Origin of the sequence: Gordonia caeni, from assembly GCF_039537105.1 — a bacterium.
In the GTDB taxonomy this organism is placed as follows: Bacteria; Actinomycetota; Actinomycetes; order Mycobacteriales; family Mycobacteriaceae; genus Gordonia; species Gordonia caeni.
In genome coordinates, this window is the sequence record NZ_BAAAZW010000003.1 from 318,668 (window position 1) to 333,101 (window position 14,434).

The 14,434-nt window shown below is 69.1% G+C and carries 14 protein-coding genes; 7 read left to right on the forward strand and 7 right to left on the reverse strand.

The genetic code is table 11. From position 1 onward, the window contains the following. The first annotated feature begins 57 nt into the window (after positions 1–57). Positions 58–1,167, forward strand: coding sequence for an FUSC family protein (locus tag ABD732_RS06620; RefSeq protein ID WP_344781852.1), 1,110 nt, complete (start codon positions 58–60; stop codon positions 1,165–1,167). Here the strand turns inward: ABD732_RS06620 and ABD732_RS06625 are convergent. From ABD732_RS06625 to ABD732_RS06655, 7 genes are all read right to left on the reverse strand, one after another. Then, positions 1,083–2,726, reverse strand: coding sequence for an MFS transporter (locus ABD732_RS06625; RefSeq protein WP_344781853.1), 1,644 nt, complete (start codon positions 2,724–2,726; stop codon positions 1,083–1,085). The two genes, ABD732_RS06620 and ABD732_RS06625, sit on opposite strands and share 85 nt — an antisense overlap. A gap of 226 nt (positions 2,727–2,952) precedes the next feature. Beyond that, positions 2,953–3,387, reverse strand: coding sequence for a DUF6918 family protein (locus ABD732_RS06630; RefSeq protein ID WP_344781854.1), 435 nt, complete (start codon positions 3,385–3,387; stop codon positions 2,953–2,955). Between the two features lie 28 nt (positions 3,388–3,415). Continuing rightward, entirely contained in the window at positions 3,416–4,279 is an 864-nt protein-coding gene (locus tag ABD732_RS06635; RefSeq protein WP_344781856.1) for a MaoC/PaaZ C-terminal domain-containing protein, read from the reverse strand. A gap of 2 nt (positions 4,280–4,281) precedes the next feature. Continuing rightward, positions 4,282–5,994, reverse strand: a complete 1,713-nt coding sequence (gene kstD / locus ABD732_RS06640) for a 3-oxosteroid 1-dehydrogenase (protein WP_344781858.1) — start codon at positions 5,992–5,994, stop codon at positions 4,282–4,284. Positions 5,995–6,082: 88 nt separating this feature from the next. Then, positions 6,083–6,853: a VOC family protein gene (locus ABD732_RS06645; protein WP_344781860.1), complete on the reverse strand. Its 771-nt coding sequence runs from the start codon at positions 6,851–6,853 to the stop codon at positions 6,083–6,085. 58 nt (positions 6,854–6,911) lie between these two features. After that, positions 6,912–7,328 (reverse strand): hypothetical protein, encoded by a 417-nt coding sequence (locus ABD732_RS06650; RefSeq protein WP_344781862.1) that lies wholly within the window; start codon positions 7,326–7,328, stop codon positions 6,912–6,914. Continuing rightward, complete coding sequence (locus ABD732_RS06655) at positions 7,328–8,506, reverse strand: 3-ketosteroid-9-alpha-monooxygenase, oxygenase component (protein ID WP_344781864.1); 1,179 nt, start codon at positions 8,504–8,506, stop codon at positions 7,328–7,330. Before ABD732_RS06655 ends, ABD732_RS06650 begins: the two co-directional genes overlap by 1 nt. A 122-nt stretch (positions 8,507–8,628) precedes the next feature. Between ABD732_RS06655 and hsaA the strand changes: the two genes are divergently transcribed. From hsaA to ABD732_RS06685, 6 genes are read left to right on the forward strand one after another with little or no spacing between them, the layout of a single operon-like run. Beyond that, a complete protein-coding gene (hsaA, locus tag ABD732_RS06660) occupies positions 8,629–9,813 on the forward strand; it encodes a 3-hydroxy-9,10-secoandrosta-1,3,5(10)-triene-9,17-dione monooxygenase oxygenase subunit (RefSeq protein WP_344781866.1) in 1,185 nt (394 codons plus the stop codon). A 7-nt stretch (positions 9,814–9,820) separates the two neighbouring features. Next, positions 9,821–10,738, forward strand: a complete 918-nt coding sequence (hsaC, locus tag ABD732_RS06665) for an iron-dependent extradiol dioxygenase HsaC (protein ID WP_344781868.1) — start codon at positions 9,821–9,823, stop codon at positions 10,736–10,738. Between the two features lie 5 nt (positions 10,739–10,743). Beyond that, the gene (gene hsaB, locus ABD732_RS06670) at positions 10,744–11,319 is read left to right on the forward strand and encodes a 3-hydroxy-9,10-secoandrosta-1,3,5(10)-triene-9,17-dione monooxygenase reductase subunit (RefSeq protein ID WP_344781870.1); all 576 of its coding nucleotides are present in this window, start codon (positions 10,744–10,746) and stop codon (positions 11,317–11,319) included. Beyond that, positions 11,310–12,494, forward strand: coding sequence for a hypothetical protein (locus ABD732_RS06675; RefSeq protein ID WP_344781872.1), 1,185 nt, complete (start codon positions 11,310–11,312; stop codon positions 12,492–12,494). The genes hsaB and ABD732_RS06675 overlap by 10 nt, the downstream gene beginning before the upstream one ends. Continuing rightward, complete coding sequence (locus ABD732_RS06680) at positions 12,491–13,297, forward strand: SDR family oxidoreductase (protein WP_344781874.1); 807 nt, start codon at positions 12,491–12,493, stop codon at positions 13,295–13,297. Before ABD732_RS06675 ends, ABD732_RS06680 begins: the two co-directional genes overlap by 4 nt. Further along, positions 13,290–14,429: a sulfotransferase family protein gene (locus ABD732_RS06685; RefSeq protein WP_344781876.1), complete on the forward strand. Its 1,140-nt coding sequence runs from the start codon at positions 13,290–13,292 to the stop codon at positions 14,427–14,429. The genes ABD732_RS06680 and ABD732_RS06685 overlap by 8 nt, the downstream gene beginning before the upstream one ends. Positions 14,430–14,434 lie beyond the last annotated feature (5 nt).

The window sequence follows — 14,434 nt, forward strand, 5'->3', positions numbered from 1 at the left end:
TCAGGTCTTGGACGCCGAACACCGACTGCCGGGACGATTCAACCGGAGAGGAGCGCGATGCAGACGGTGAGCGCGGTGACCGGAGCGCGGCGGCGGACGGCCGCGCTGAGGCTTCATCGCGACGATCACACGCACGCGCTCCGCGTCGCGGCGACCGTGGCGCTTCCCGGCCTGGTGCTGCTGCTGGCCGGTCGGCCCGATTTGCTGATCTACGCGGTCTTCGGTTCCTTCACCGGCATGTACGGCCGAGCGGTCGGTGGACGGGCACGCACGGTGCAGCAACTGCGCGGGGCGATACTGCTGTCGGCGGGCGTGGCGGTTGGAGTGACGCTGTCTCAGTACGGCGTGGCAGCACCGGTCCTGGTCGCCGTCGAGACGGTTTTCGCAGTCGGCGCGTCGCTGCTCGCCGACCGGTGGCGGCTCACTCCGGCGGGACCGTTCTTCGCGATCCTCGCGCTCGGAGCGACCGCCCTGATGCCCGCTGCACTCGTGCGGCCGGAGCCGGCGGTGGCACTGTGCCTGGCGACCGCCGCGGCCGGGATTCTGATCGGCCGGATCGGTACCGCGCACCTGCCGGCCGCCGCGCCGCACGCGATCGTGCGCCGACGGGAATCGGCGGTGCACGCGGTGCGCTACGCGCTCGCCGTCGGAGGCGCCGGCGGGCTGGCACTGGCGTTCGGATTCGCCAACGCCAACTGGGCGATGGCGGCCGCGGCCGTCCCGCTGGCCGCGATCGACACCGGCGCGGTCACCGGCTGGGAACTGCGGGCCGTCCTAACCCGTGCCGGGCACCGGGTGGCCGGCACCTACGCGGGCCTGGCGATCACCGCGGCGCTGCTGCCGCTGAATCCGGGCCCCAGCGTGCTGGCGGTGGTGGTGATGGCCCTGCTGTTCCCGACCGAACTGTTCATGACGCGGCACTACGCGGTGGCGATCGGCTTCTTCACCCCGCTGATCATGCTGATGACCCAGCTGGGTACCCCGATGGGCGCACGGGAACTGCTGGTGGCCCGCGGCCTGGACACCCTGATCGGGGTCGCGGCGGGCGTGGCCGCCGCGACGGCCGTGCGGAGACGCCCCGGTCAGCCGTTCCCGGCCCCGGGAACGGCGGCGTCGTCGCTGTCACCGGGGGCCGGGGCGGGGAGTGTGGCCGGGTCGATCACCTGACGCGGTGCGAACCAGCCGAGGAAGACGGCGCCGGCGATCAGTACTGAGCCGAGCACCAGGCAGGCCTGCTGCAGCGGCGGCACGAAGGCGTTCTCGGCGCCGTCGCGGATGAACTGCGCCAGTTCGGCGGCCTGCGGGGGCAGCTGGCGGCTCACCTCGACGGCCCCGGCGAGGGAACGCTGGATACCGTCGGCGGCCTGGTCGGCCCCCGCCGGATCGCCGAACGCGGCCAGCTGGTCGCGGGCGGCCTCGGCGGTGGCGCCGATTCGGTTCTCATAGCCGGCGGCCATCAGGCTGCCGGCCAGACCGATGCCGATGGCGGCGCCGAGCTCGCGGGCGGTGTCGTTCACGGCAGACCCCACGCCCTGGTTCTCCAGGGGAGTGTTCGTCATGATGGCCGTGGTCGACGGCGCCGTCGCCAGGCCGATGCCGACCGCGAGGACGCCCAGCATGATCGCCAGTTTCCAATACGTGTCCGGATCGACGATGCCGATCGCCAGGGTGCCGGCCCCGGCGACGGCGATGCCGACGGTCAGCACCAAGCGCAGGGAGTCGAAGCGCACCGCGACCCAGTTTCCCAGCAGGGCGAAGACGCCGACCCCGGCGACCATCGGGATCAGGGCGAAGGCCGATTTGAGCGGGGAGTAGCCGTAGACCAACTGCAGCAACAGCAGGATCAGATAAAAGATGCCGAACGAGGCGAAGAACTGCAGTGCGACCGACAGGGAGCCGGAGGCGAAGGCGCGGTTGCGGAACAGCCGGACGTCCAGCAGCGGTGACCGGCGGCGCAGCTCGATCAGCACGAAGGCGGCGCCCAGTGCCACGCCGCCGATGAGGCCGATCAGGATCAGCGGATCGGTCCAGCCGCGGGTGGGGGCCTCGAGCAACCCGAACACCACGCCGGTCACCGCGAGGACGGAGGTGGCCGAACCGATGAAGTCGAACGGACCCGGATCGTCGTCCTGGGACGTCCCGATGGTGAACGCGAGCAGCAGCGTCGCCACCGCCGCGACGGCGAAGGTGATGAACACCGAATGCCAGCTGAAGAACTGCAGCAGCACACCGGTGACGAAGAATCCCATGATCGCGCCCACGCCGGCGACGGCGGCCCAGATGCTCACCCCGATGGCGCGCTGCTCGCGCGGAACACCGGCGGTGATGAGCGACAGGGTGGTCGGCATGATCAGCGCGGCGCCGATACCGGCGGCGAAGCGGGTGGCGATCAGCTCGCCGGGGGTCTCCACCCAGATCGCGGCGAGAGAGGCCGCACCGAAGATCACCAGGCCGGCCATCAGAATCCCGCGCCGCCCGAAGCGGTCGCCGACGGCCCCGGCGGGCAGCAGCAGGGCGGCCAGGATGAGCGTGTACCCGTCGATGATCCAGGTCATCTGGGCACTCGTCGCATGGATGTCCAGGGCGATGTCGGGCAGGGCGGTGTTGAGGGCCGCCATGGCCGCCACCACCAGGCTCACCGCCAGGCAGGCGACGAAGATCAACCAGGCAGTTCGCGCACTCCATCCCCCGACACGCACGCGCACCTCACCTACAACTTTCGTCACATATGTCACTCTGATTGCACGGGCTCACGCCAATCACAACCGAAAGTGGACCGTCATGGCATCTCATCACGTCGCACCGTCTCGAGTGTCCGTCACCGATCTGGCTCCGGTACGAGTACACGTCTGGAGAGTTCTGACCCTGCTGGCAGTGTTGGCCGGGGTCCTGGCGCTCATCCTGATCGTTCTCACCGGCGCCGCCTGAGCAGCCGGTCCGCGGCGCCGGCGGTCATGCCGCCGCCGCGTGGCTCTCGATCACGTCGCCGACCGGGACCAGTGCCTGGGTGACGTACTCCTTGGCCTTGCCGCGCAGGCTCTGATAGGCCTTCGCGAGGGCGGCCGGAGCCGACTGCGCCTGGCGGTCGGTCACCGCCAGCAGCGCTTCGGAGGCCTCGTCGGAGTTGGCGGCCAGATGTGCGCCGAACGACGTTCCGGAGGGCCGTGAATCCCACAGCGGCGCAAGCGCATTCAGGAAGTCGGGAAGCATCGCCGACGTCGCCGCCTCCACGATGCCCGGCTTGAACTTGCGGGCCGCCGCGTAGGCGCCCTTCACCGCGGTCCCCGACAGGCCGGACTGGGCCTTCACTTGAGCCTCGATCACCCCGGCGAGATCGGCGGACACCGATTCCCGGTCGTCGAGCAGGGGAGAGAGTGAAGAGGTCATGTGGAGGAGCCTCGCTTCTTCGGTGCGGTCAGGACGAGCGCGTGAGGACCACGTTGCCCAGTGCGGGCGCGTCGTCGCGGTCGGCGACGACTGCGGTCACCAGCAGCCGGTCCCCATCCTCCCAGGCCCGGATCCGCAGGGTCTCACCGGGGAAGACCACCCCGGCGAAACTGGCACCGTAACCGGCCACCGCCGCGGTGTCGCCGCCGAGGACCTCGTCGACCAGCGCGCGGCAGACGGTGCCGTACGTGCACAGTCCGTGCAGGATCGGCCGCGGGAAGCCCGCGGCCTCGGCGAACGCCGGATCGCTGTGCAGCGGATTGCGGTCGCCGCACAGCCGGTACAGCAGCGCCTGCTGCGGCAGGGTGGGCGCGGTCAGTTCGTGATCGGGGGCGCGGTCGGGCAGCTCGATCCGGCTCGACGTCCCGCGCTCGCCGCCGAAGCCGCCCTCGCCCTTGGCGAAGATCGACGACCGCGCGGTCCACAGCGGACTCCCCGCCTCGTCGACGGTCTCGGACTCCTGGATGATCACCGCCGCCGAACCCTTGTCCTGGACCTCGGCGATCCGGGTGCGCGTGGTGGCGGTCCCGGTGGCCGGCAGCGGCCGGTGCACGCGTACCTCCTGGCTGCCGTGCACCACCTTGGCCAGGTCGATGTCGACGCCGGGGAAGCTCACCGTGGGCGCCTCGGTGGCCAGGAAGGTCGCCGCGACGGTCGCGAAGCTCGGCAGCACCTTGGGATCGGCGTCGTCGACGTACGCCAGTCCGACCCGATCCATCGGGTCGTGTGCGGCCCCGACCGCGAGGTTGTAGAGTGCCACCTCCCGCGGGGTCCAGGAGAACGTGGTGGCGCCGAGGTCGGCGCCGACGGCGACGGCGGGATCGATGGGCATGCTCAGACTCCTGCGGTGAGGTCGTTGTGCTTGTCGGCCTTGGCGGCGGCATCGAGGGCGGCGAGATAGCCGAAGACCATCGCGGGGCCGATGGTGGCGCCGGGCCCGGCGTAGGTGTGGCCCATCACCGGGGCGCTCGTGTTGCCCGCGGCGTACAGCCCCTCGATCACGCTGCCGTCGGCGCGCAGGACGCGGCCGGTCGAGTCGGTGTCGACGCCGCCCTTGGTGCCCAGGTCGCCCGGAACCATCTTCACGGCATAGAACGGCGCCTTGTCCACTGCGCCCAGGTTCGGGTTCGGCTTGTTGGTGGGATCGCCGTAGTAGTTGTCGTAGCCGCTCTTGCCCCGCGCGAAGTCCTCGTCCACGCCGGTGCGGGCGAAGCCGTTGAACCGGTCGGTGGTGGCCGTCAGCGTCTCGACCGGCACGCCGATCTTCTCGGCGAGCTCGGCGACGGTGTCGGCCTTGACCACGGCACCGGACTTGAGCCAGCTCTTCGGCAGCGGCTGGCGGGCCGGGATCCCGGCGAACAGGTAGCGGTTGCGGCAGCGCTGATCCATGATCATCCAGGCCGGGACGTTGTCGCCCGCGCCGTCACCCTGGCCGAACTGGCCGCCGTACATCTGGTGGACGGCCTCCACGTAGGGGAGCGACTCGTTCATGAACCGCTTGCCGGTCTCGTTCACCATGAAGGTGCCCGGCACGCTGCGCTCGGACAGTGCGAACCACGGGCCCTTGGGCAGCGGGATGGTCGGCCCCCACCAGGCGTCGTCCATCAGTGAGACCTCCGCGCCGGCCTCCTGGGCCGCGCGGATGCCGTCACCGGTGTTCGACGGGGCGCCGGTGGTCCATTCGGTACCGATCGGTGCCCGCTGATACTCGGCGCGCATCTCGGCGTTGTTCTCGAAACCGCCGCTGCCCAGGATGACGCCGTAGCGGGCGCGGATCTCCACCGGTTCGCCGTCGCGCGTGGTGCGGACTCCGGTCACCGTGCCGTTGTCGATGATCAACCCGGTCAGCGGAGTGTTCAGCCGCAGGTCCACGCCGGCCTGGCGGCAGCCGAGCAGCAACTCGGCGGCCAGGGCGGCACCCATCGCGATCATCTTCTTGTTGCGGGACTTGGACCAGGTGAACCGACCGGCGACCTTGGCCATCTTGGCGATGCCGCGCCAGTGGCGCATGCCGACGTTCATCCACTTGTAGTCGCTCTGCAGCACCACCATGTTCAACGGGGCCTTGGTGTACTGCGGGTGCAGGGTCTCCAGATCGTCGCCGAGACGGCGCGCATCGAACGGGCGCGGCTCCACGGAGCGGCCGCCCAGACGTCCGCCGGGCGCTTCGGGGTAGTAGTCGGAGTAGTCCTTGACCCACTCCAGGTCGAGCGGGGCGTTGGCCATCAGGAAGTCGAGCGCCTCGGGACCGCGGTCGATGTAGGTGTCGATCTTCTCGGCGGGCGCGTGCTCGCCGATGATGGCGTGCGCGTAGGTGCGCGCGTCCTCGACGGTGTCGGTGACGCCGTCGCGGCGCAGCACCGAGTTGTTCGGGATCCACACGCCGCCGCCCGAGCGCGACGTCGATCCGCCCCAGTACGGCGACTTCTCGATCAGCACCGTCTGCAGGCCCTTGGTGGCGGCGGTCAGTGCGGCGGCCAGACCGGCGCCACCGGCACCGACCACCACGACGTCCACGGTCTCGACCGCCTCGGATGCTTGCGCCATCGGTTTCCCTCCTGAGGGCGGCCGCACCGCCACGAAGAACTAGAACACGTTTCAGTACCTGAGGATAAACTAGAACGTGTTCCGGCGGCTACTCCGGTGCGCGGCCGAGGCTGATCGCGGCGCCGAGCGGGTCGGCGATGGTGGCGAGAGTGCCGTACGGCGTCACCTCGGGACCGCGGAGGACGGTCCCGTTGCGGTTCACCACTTCCTGCAGGGTGGCCTCGACGTCGTCGACGGTGAGGTAGACGTTCCAGTACGACGGCACGCCCTCGGGCAGCATGCCGCGCGCATCCATCACGGCCGCGTACGCGGTGTCGCCGTAGAACAGCTGGGTGTAGTTGCCCGGCGCGCCGGGCACCGCTTCGGGCCGGGCGCCGAAGACGCTCTGGTAGAACGGCACGGCCGCGGCCTGGTCAGTGCTCAGGCACTCGAACCAGTACGGCGCCCCGGCCACGCCCCACTCGGCGAAGCCGGTGTGCCGGTCGGACTGCCAGCTGCCGATCGCCGCGCCGGAGGGGTCGACGTAGAACGACATGGTGCCCTCGTCGCCGACCGCCATCGGCGGCACCACCACGTGACCGCCGGCGGACTCCACCGCGTCGGCGGAGGCCGCCGCGTCCTCGGTGCGCAGGTACACCGACCAGACGTTCGGCGGCCCGCCGGCCTCGGGCATGTACGGGCTGAGTCCGGCGATCCGCTTCCCGTTCAGCGTGAAGTTCTGATAGCCGCCGAACTCGTCGTTGGCGATCTCGGCGTCCCAGCCGAAGACCTCGTTGTAGAACGACGCCGCCGTGAGCGGGTCGGAGCTCATGAGGTCGAACCAGATGGGGGCGCCGGGCGGTGCGGAGTAGGAAGCCATGAACCGATTCTTCGCGCCGCGGGGCCCGGATGGAAGGGCTTCGGGCGGATCGTGCCGGTCACCAGTAGCCGTCGGGGTCCTGGACGGGCGATTCACGGGCGATGATGCCCTCGGCGACGCCGTGGTCGATCGACGCCGACATCCGCGGACAGGTGGGCAACAGTGCCGGATTGCCGCCGGACTCCCGGATCGCCGCGATCTCGCTGCAGCGGTCCAGGGCGTCGTCGTTCCACTGCACGCTGGTGTGGTGCGGACTGGTCTTCTTCACCAGGACGCAGGCGTGACAGGTCCGGCATTCGATCTCGGTCATGCCGCCGCGCAGATAGTGCTTCCGGTCCCGCGCGGTGGCGCGGGCGATGGCGGCCAGGCGTTCCGGATCATCGGTGTAATCCGGGGCCTTCGCCCAGCCCCGGACGGGCTTGCCGGCGGAGTCGGGGTGCGACTCCGCCGGTGCACTTCCGGCGCCGGTGGTCATCAGACCGAGGAGTTCTCGGGCTGGTTGGCCGCGGCCGCCTCTTCGGCGGCCTTCTCCTCGGCCTGCCGGCGCAGATTCTCCTGGATCTCGATGTTCCAGTTCTCCAGCGCCTTGGCGGTGTCGATCTCGTACTCGAACCTGTCGGTCATCTCGTCGGAGATGTCGTCGACGTCGACGTAGAACTGTTCGTACCACCGGCGCAGCTGGTAGACGGGGCCGTCTTCTTCCACCAGGAGCGGATTGTCGATCCGGGTCTTGTGCTTCCAGATCTCCACGTCCTGCAGGAAACCCACCTCGATGCCGGCCGAGATCTTCTTGGCCATCTTGTCGGTCTGCTCGGGGGACAAGCCCTCGGGGACCTTCGCCATCACGCCGAACATCAGCACGAAGGAGTTCGCGTCGATGGGGTAGTGGCAGTTGGTGAGGATGGTCTCCACCGCGTACTCGCCGTAGTACTGCACCATCGGGTTCAGCATGTACGACGGCCCGTAATAGGCGGCGATCGACTCCAGCCGGGTGTCGCCGTACGCGGTGGAGATTCCCACATCCGGGCGCCCGTGGCTGTTCATGTACTGCGCGGCGGTCTCGCCCTCGAAGACGTTCTTGAAGTAGTCCGGCAGGGCGAAGTGCACGTAGAAGAAGTGCGCCATGTCGACCACGTTGTCGATGATCTCGCGGCAGTTGGAGCCCTCGATCACCAGGGTGTTCCAGGTCCAGCCGGTCCACTGCCCCGAGCCGAACTCCTCGAGCTCGGGGATGATGCACTCCTCCGGCGGCGGGTTGCCCTCCGGGTCGTTGTAGACGAAGACCTGGCCGTTGCGGGTCATCGTCGGCCACGTGCGGGTCTTGGCCAGCTTCGGATTGCGCTTGGCATACGGCACGTCGGCGCATCGGCCCTTGCCGTTCCACTGCCAGCCGTGGAACGGGCACGCGATGTTGTCGCCGCGGACCGTGCCGTTGGCGAGGTCGGCGCCCATGTGGCGGCAGAAGGCATCGAGTGCCTTCACCTCGCCGTTGGAATCGGCCCAGACCACCAGCTTGGTGCCGAAGATCTCGAGTGAATGCGGCTTGCCGTCGGTGTACTGGTCCACCAGGCCGATGCAGTGCCAGCCGCGTGCGTAGCGGCTGGGCGGGGTTCCGGTGTCGATCTCCCGGACTCCACTGTCTGTCGTCGTCATCGCAGGTCGCCTCCCTTTGAACAGCTCTGCTGACATCAATAGTAGAACACGTTACAAATCAGAATGAGAACATGTTCTAATATTGAACCAGCGACTCAAGTAGCAACGAGATTGGAGATGCCATGTCAGCCGAGCGAAGCGAAGCCGGTCAGCAGGTACTGGAGAAGATCAACGCCCTGCTTCCCGAGCTGGAGCAGCGCGCACAGGCGACCGAGGATGCCCGCCGGGTACCGGACGAGGTGGCCGAGCTCATCGCCGAGACGGGCTTCTTCAAACTGATGCAGCCCGCCCAGTGGGGCGGCTACGAGGTGGATCCGGTCACCTTCTACGAGGCCGTGCGCCGCCTGGCCTCGGCCTGCGGTTCCACCGGCTGGGTGGCCGGCATCGTCGGAATCCACAACTGGCACCTGGCGCTGTTCGACCAGCAGGCGCAGGAAGACGTGTGGGGCGAGGACCCGTCGGTCCGCATCTCGTCGTCGTACGCGCCGATGGGCGCCGGCGAGGTGGTCGACGGCGGCTACAAGGTCAACGGTTCGTGGGCCTGGTCGTCGGGCTGTGACATCGCCGACTGGGTGGTGGTCGGCGGACCGGTCTTCAAGGACGGCAAGCCGGTCGACTTCGTCAGCTTCCTGATCCCGCGCGAGGACTACACCATCCGCGACGTGTGGAACGTGGTGGGCCTGCGCGGCACCGGCTCCAACACCATCGACGTCAAGGACGCCTTCGTCCCCCGTCACCGCATGCTCAGCTTCCGCACCATGAGCGCGGGCGAGGCGCCCGGGCTGGAACGCAACACCGCCCCCGTCTACAAGATGCCGTGGGGCACCATCCACCCGAGCACCATCTCCACGCCCATCGTGGGCATGGCCTACGGCGCCTACCAGGCGCACGTCGAGCACCAGGGCAAGCGCGTGCGCGCGGCCTACGCGGGCGAGAAGTCCAAGGACGATCCGTTCGCCAAGGTGCGCATCGCAGAAGCGGCCAGCGACATCGACGCCGCCTGGCGGCAGCTGTCGGGCAACCTGCAGGCCGAGTACGACCTGATCCTGGCCGACGAAGAGGTTCCGATGGATCTGCGCCTGTCCGCCCGCCGCGACCAGGTGCGTGCCACCGGCCGCGCGATCTCGGCGATCGACCGGCTCTTCGAGAACTCCGGCGCCCACGCGCTGGAGAACGGCACCCCGATCCAGCGCTTCTGGCGCGACGCCCATGCCGGCCGTGTGCATGCCGCCAACGATCCCGAGCGGGCCTACGTGGCCTTCGGCAACGGTGAGTTCGGTCTGCCCATCGGCGACACGATGGTCTAGGAGAACGATGACTGAGGACACCAGCCCCATCCGGTCGCTGGGTTACATGCGGATCGATGCCACCGACATGGACGCCTGGCGGGAGTACGGACTCAAGGTCCTCGGCATGGTCGAGGGCTCCGGATCCACCCCCGGGGCGCTCTACCTGCGGATGGACGACTTCCCGGCCCGCTTGGTGATCGTCCCGTCCGACCGCGACCACCTCGCGGCCTCGGGCTGGGAGTGCGCCAACGCCGCCGGGCTGCAGGAGGTTCGCGACCGGCTGACCGGCGCCGGCGTCGAGTTCCGCGAGGGGACGCCGGAGGAGAAGTCCGACCGCTGCGTCGACGAGTTGATCGTCTTCTCCGACCCCGACGGCAACGTCCTGGAGGCCTTCAGCGGTGTCGCGCTGCAGCACCGCCGCGTGGTGAGTCCGTACGGGCACCGGTTCGTGACCGGTGAGCAGGGCCTGGGCCACGTGGTGCTCACCACCAGCGACGACGCGGCGTCCCTGGCCTTCTACCGCGACGTGCTCGGCTTCCGGCTGCGCGACTCGATGCGGCTGCCGCCGCAGGTGGTCGGCCGGGCCGAGGGCGAGGAGCCGGCCTGGCTGCGCTTCTTCGGCTGCAACCCGCGGCACCACTCGCTGGCCTTCCTGCCGATCCCCAACAGCACCGGCATCGTCCACCTGATGGTGGAAGTGGAGGGCTCTGACGACGTCGGCCTCTGCCACGATCGCGCGCTGCGCCGTAAGGTGCCGATGTCGGCGACTCTGGGCAGGCACGTCAACGACCTGATGCTGAGCTTCTACATGAAGACTCCGGGCGGATTCGACATCGAATTCGGCTGTGAGGGAAGGCAAGTCGACGACGACGAGTGGGTGGCCCGCGAATCCACCGCGGTGAGTCTGTGGGGTCACGACTTCACCATCGGGCTGAAGGGCTGAGGGCGATGGCCCCGCTCTCCCCGTACGGGACCTCGGAGTTCGATTCGCGGCAGTTCCGCACCGCGATGGGTCAGTTCTGCACGGGCGTCACCATCATCACCTCGCTCGGCGCGGACGGGGCGCCGGTGGGTTTCGCCTGCCAGTCGTTCGCGGCGCTGTCGCTGGATCCGCCGCTGGTGATCTTCTGCCCGATGAAGCAGTCGCGCACCTGGCCGGTGATCGAAGAGCGCGGCTCGTTCTGCGTGAACATGCTCGCCAACCGGCAGCAGGAGGTCAGTGCGAAGTTCGGCGCTCCCGGGGACGACAAGTTCGCCGGCGTCGAGTGGGATCCGTCCCCGCTGGGCCTGCCGGTGATCCGGTACGGCCTCACCTGGGTGGAGTGCACGGTGGAGAACGTGCTCGACGGCGGTGACCACTACATCGTGGTCGGCCGCGCCCAGACGCTCGGCGAGGTGCTGCAGGACAAGCCGCTGCTGTTCTATCGCGGCGGCTATCTGTCCACCGAGCACCCGCGGGTGACGCCGGCGCAGGATTCGCTGAGCAACCTGTTCACCTGGGCCGGCGGTGACGAATGGCTGTGAGCGATGCGGTCACGGCGCCGCTGACCGAGGCGATCGCGAACGCGGAGAAGCTGATCGCCGCCGCGGACTTCATCACCTCCGACGCCGATCTGGCCGAGGGGTACGACTACCTCGCGGGCAGCATCGCCGCCGTGCTGCAGCAGGCCCGCACCCACGACAAGGTGCACCCGGTCCTGCACACCTCCACCGGTCCGTACACCAAGATGGGCCTGGACAATCCGGACACGCTCTACTATCACGCGGACGTGACCGAGGAAGGCACCTACCGGGTGCGCGGCGTCCGTGGGAGCACCGTGGACCTGAGTTTTCAGGTGCTGCGCGGCGACTACACGCCCAGCGAGGTGCCCGGCGGCGACGATGCCTTCGACGACCGCCGACTGACGATCGGCCCGGACGGCGCGTACGAGCTGACCTTCGGGCCGCCGCTCGCCGATCCGCCGGAGAACTACTTCGTCCTGGGCGACGGGGCGAGCATGCTCGCCATCCGTGAGGTCTACGGCGATTGGCTTGCCGAACGCAAGGGCACGGTGACCGTCGAGCGCCTGGACACCCGGGATGCGCCGGGGCGCGAACTGGACTCGGCGCGGGCGGCACGCCAGTACCAGACCGCGGCGAAGCTCCTGACGTCGCGGATCCAGACCTGGTTCAACTTCCCGAAGTGGTTCTACCTCGACGAGCCGGTGAACACGCTGACCGCGCCGCGGCAGACGCCGGGCGGGCTGAGCACCCAGTACTCGTCGGTGGGGCACTTCGATCTGGCGCCCGAGCAGGCGATGATCGTGACCGTTCCCGTCTCCGACAGCCCCTACCAAGGCTTTCAGCTGGGCAGTCTCTGGTACATCTCGCTCGACTACGTGCACCACCAGACCAGCCTCAATTCGGTTCAGGCGCAACACGACCCGGACGGGATGATCCGGATGGTGATCGCGCACACCGACCCGGGGATCGCCAACTGGGTGGAGACCACCGGCCGACGGCGCGGGATCCTGCAGTTCCGCTGGCAGCGCGCCGAGGAGCCGATCGGCGCGGCGGAGGCGCCCGCCTGCGAAGTGGTCGACCTCGCGCAGGTGCCCGACCGGCTGCCGTACTACCGCCACAACCGGATCGACGCCGACGGCTGGAACGAGCGGATCACCGCACGCCGCCGCGGCTTTGCCGAGAGGATGCTCGGATGAGCGAGAACCCCGTCCCCACGAGTGCGGGCCTGCTGGCCGGCCGGGTGGTCGTCGTGTCCGGAGTGGGACCGGGACTGGGGCGGTCGATCTGCCTGCGCAGCGCCGCCGCCGGCGCCACGGTGGTGCTGGCCGCCCGCACCCGTTCACGCCTGGAGGAGGTGGCCGCCGAAGTGACCGCCGCCGGTGGCACGACACTGGTGGTGCCCACCGACATCGGCGACGACGAGGCCGTCGACGCGCTGGTGGAGACCACCCTCGCCGAGTACGGGCGGGTGGACGCGCTGGTGAACAACGCCTTTGCGATGCCGTCCATGAAAGCCCTGGGGCGCACCGACTTCGAGCAGATCAGCTCGAGCCTGGACCTGACCGTGCTCGGCACCCTGCGGGTGATCAAGGCCTTCACCCCGGCGCTCGCCGAGGCGGAGGGGGCGATCGTGAATCTGAGTTCGATGGTGATCCGGCACTCCGAGCCCCGCTACGGCAGCTACAAGATCGCCAAGTCGGCGCTGCTGGCCATGTCGCAGACGCTGGCGACCGAACTCGGCGGGCAGGGGATCCGGGTCAACAGTGTGGCCCCCGGCTACATCTGGGACGACCAGCTCAAGTGGTACTTCGGCGAGGTGGCCGGCAAGTACGGGATCACCGTCGATCAGGTCTACGAGCAGACCGCCGCCCGCAGCGACCTGAAACGGCTGCCCGAACCGGACGAGATCGCCGACGTGGTGGTGTTCCTGGCCTCCGCGCTGTCCCGGTCGGTCACCGGGCAGACCCTGGATGTGAACTGCGGGGAATACCATGCCTGAATCGCGAGCCGTGGTCGGCACCGTCGACGACCTGCACGCCTCGGCGGTGCGTACCGTCGGGCTCGACGACTTCGGTGACGACGATTACCTGGACGGCCTGGCGGTGCTGTTGGAGTCGTATCAGCGCGACGCCGGACTGACCGAGCTGGGCAGCAAGATGTTCCGGTTCTTCCTCAAGGGCGCCCTGATCGCCAGGCTGCTGAGTGAGGCCGGATGGAAGAACAATCCCGGGTACGCCGACGTCGAGATCACCCGGCCGATCTTCGTGACCGGCCTGCCCCGCACCGGCACCACCGCGCTGCACCGGCTGCTGGCTGCCGATCCGGACAGCCAGGGCCTGCAGTTGTGGCTGACCGAGTTCCCGCAGCCGCGCCCACCCGCCGAGCTGTGGGACAGCAATCCGGTGTACCAGCAGATCGAGCGGGGCTTGTCACAGCACCGGGTGGAGAACCCCGAGTTCATGGGCTTGCACTACATGAGCGCCGGCGAGGTGGAGGAGTGCTGGCAACTGCTGCGGCAGTCGCTGCGCTCGATCTCGTACGAGTCGCTGGCCTGGCTGCCGACCTACTCGTCCTGGCTGGCCGGGCAGGACTGGTCGCCGGCCTACGCCCGGCACAAGCGCAACCTTCAGCTGATCGGCCTGAACGATCCGGAGAAGCGCTGGGTCCTCAAGAATCCCAGCCATCTGTTCGCGCTCGACGCGCTGATGGAGGCGTATCCGGATGCGCTGGTGGTGCAGACCCACCGGGCGCCGGAGACCATCATCGCCTCCATGTGCAGCCTCGCCGAGCACGCCACCGACGGCTATTCGACGGTGTTCACCGGGGAGCGGATCGGGCAGGCGCAACTGGACCTCTGGTCGCGCGGACTCCGTGAGTTCTCGGCGGCCCGCAAACGACACGACCCGGCGCAGTTCGTCGACGTCGACTTCGACGACCTCCGCGCCGACCCGCACGGCGTCGTCGAGACGGTGTACGCGGCGCTGGGCACCGAGCCGAGTGACGGTGCGCGGGCCGCGATGACCGCGCTCGACGAGGAGTCCAAGTCGGGCGATCGCCGTCCGCAGCACCGGTACTCGCTGGCTGACTACGGACTCGACGCCGATCGGGTGCGCGCGACCTTCGCGGACTGACCTGC

Bases quoted from the DNA above. Each gene is read 5' to 3' on its own strand.
- ABD732_RS06675 (WP_344781872.1), top strand. From the start codon at position 11,310: ATGGCTGTGAGCGATGCGGTCACGGCGCCGCTGACCGAGGCGATCGCG.
- hsaB (WP_344781870.1), top strand. From the start codon at position 10,744: ATGGCCCCGCTCTCCCCGTACGGGACCTCGGAGTTCGATTCGCGGCAG.
- kstD (WP_344781858.1), bottom strand. From the start codon at position 5,994: ATGGCGCAAGCATCCGAGGCGGTCGAGACCGTGGACGTCGTGGTGGTC.
- ABD732_RS06680 (WP_344781874.1), top strand. From the start codon at position 12,491: ATGAGCGAGAACCCCGTCCCCACGAGTGCGGGCCTGCTGGCCGGCCGG.
- hsaA (WP_344781866.1), top strand. From the start codon at position 8,629: ATGTCAGCCGAGCGAAGCGAAGCCGGTCAGCAGGTACTGGAGAAGATC.
- hsaC (WP_344781868.1), top strand. From the start codon at position 9,821: ATGACTGAGGACACCAGCCCCATCCGGTCGCTGGGTTACATGCGGATC.
- ABD732_RS06645 (WP_344781860.1), bottom strand. From the start codon at position 6,853: ATGGCTTCCTACTCCGCACCGCCCGGCGCCCCCATCTGGTTCGACCTC.
- ABD732_RS06685 (WP_344781876.1), top strand. From the start codon at position 13,290: ATGCCTGAATCGCGAGCCGTGGTCGGCACCGTCGACGACCTGCACGCC.
- ABD732_RS06650 (WP_344781862.1), bottom strand. From the start codon at position 7,328: ATGACCACCGGCGCCGGAAGTGCACCGGCGGAGTCGCACCCCGACTCC.
- ABD732_RS06635 (WP_344781856.1), bottom strand. From the start codon at position 4,279: ATGCCCATCGATCCCGCCGTCGCCGTCGGCGCCGACCTCGGCGCCACC.
- ABD732_RS06620 (WP_344781852.1), top strand. From the start codon at position 58: ATGCAGACGGTGAGCGCGGTGACCGGAGCGCGGCGGCGGACGGCCGCG.
- ABD732_RS06630 (WP_344781854.1), bottom strand. From the start codon at position 3,387: ATGACCTCTTCACTCTCTCCCCTGCTCGACGACCGGGAATCGGTGTCC.
- ABD732_RS06655 (WP_344781864.1), bottom strand. From the start codon at position 8,506: ATGACGACGACAGACAGTGGAGTCCGGGAGATCGACACCGGAACCCCG.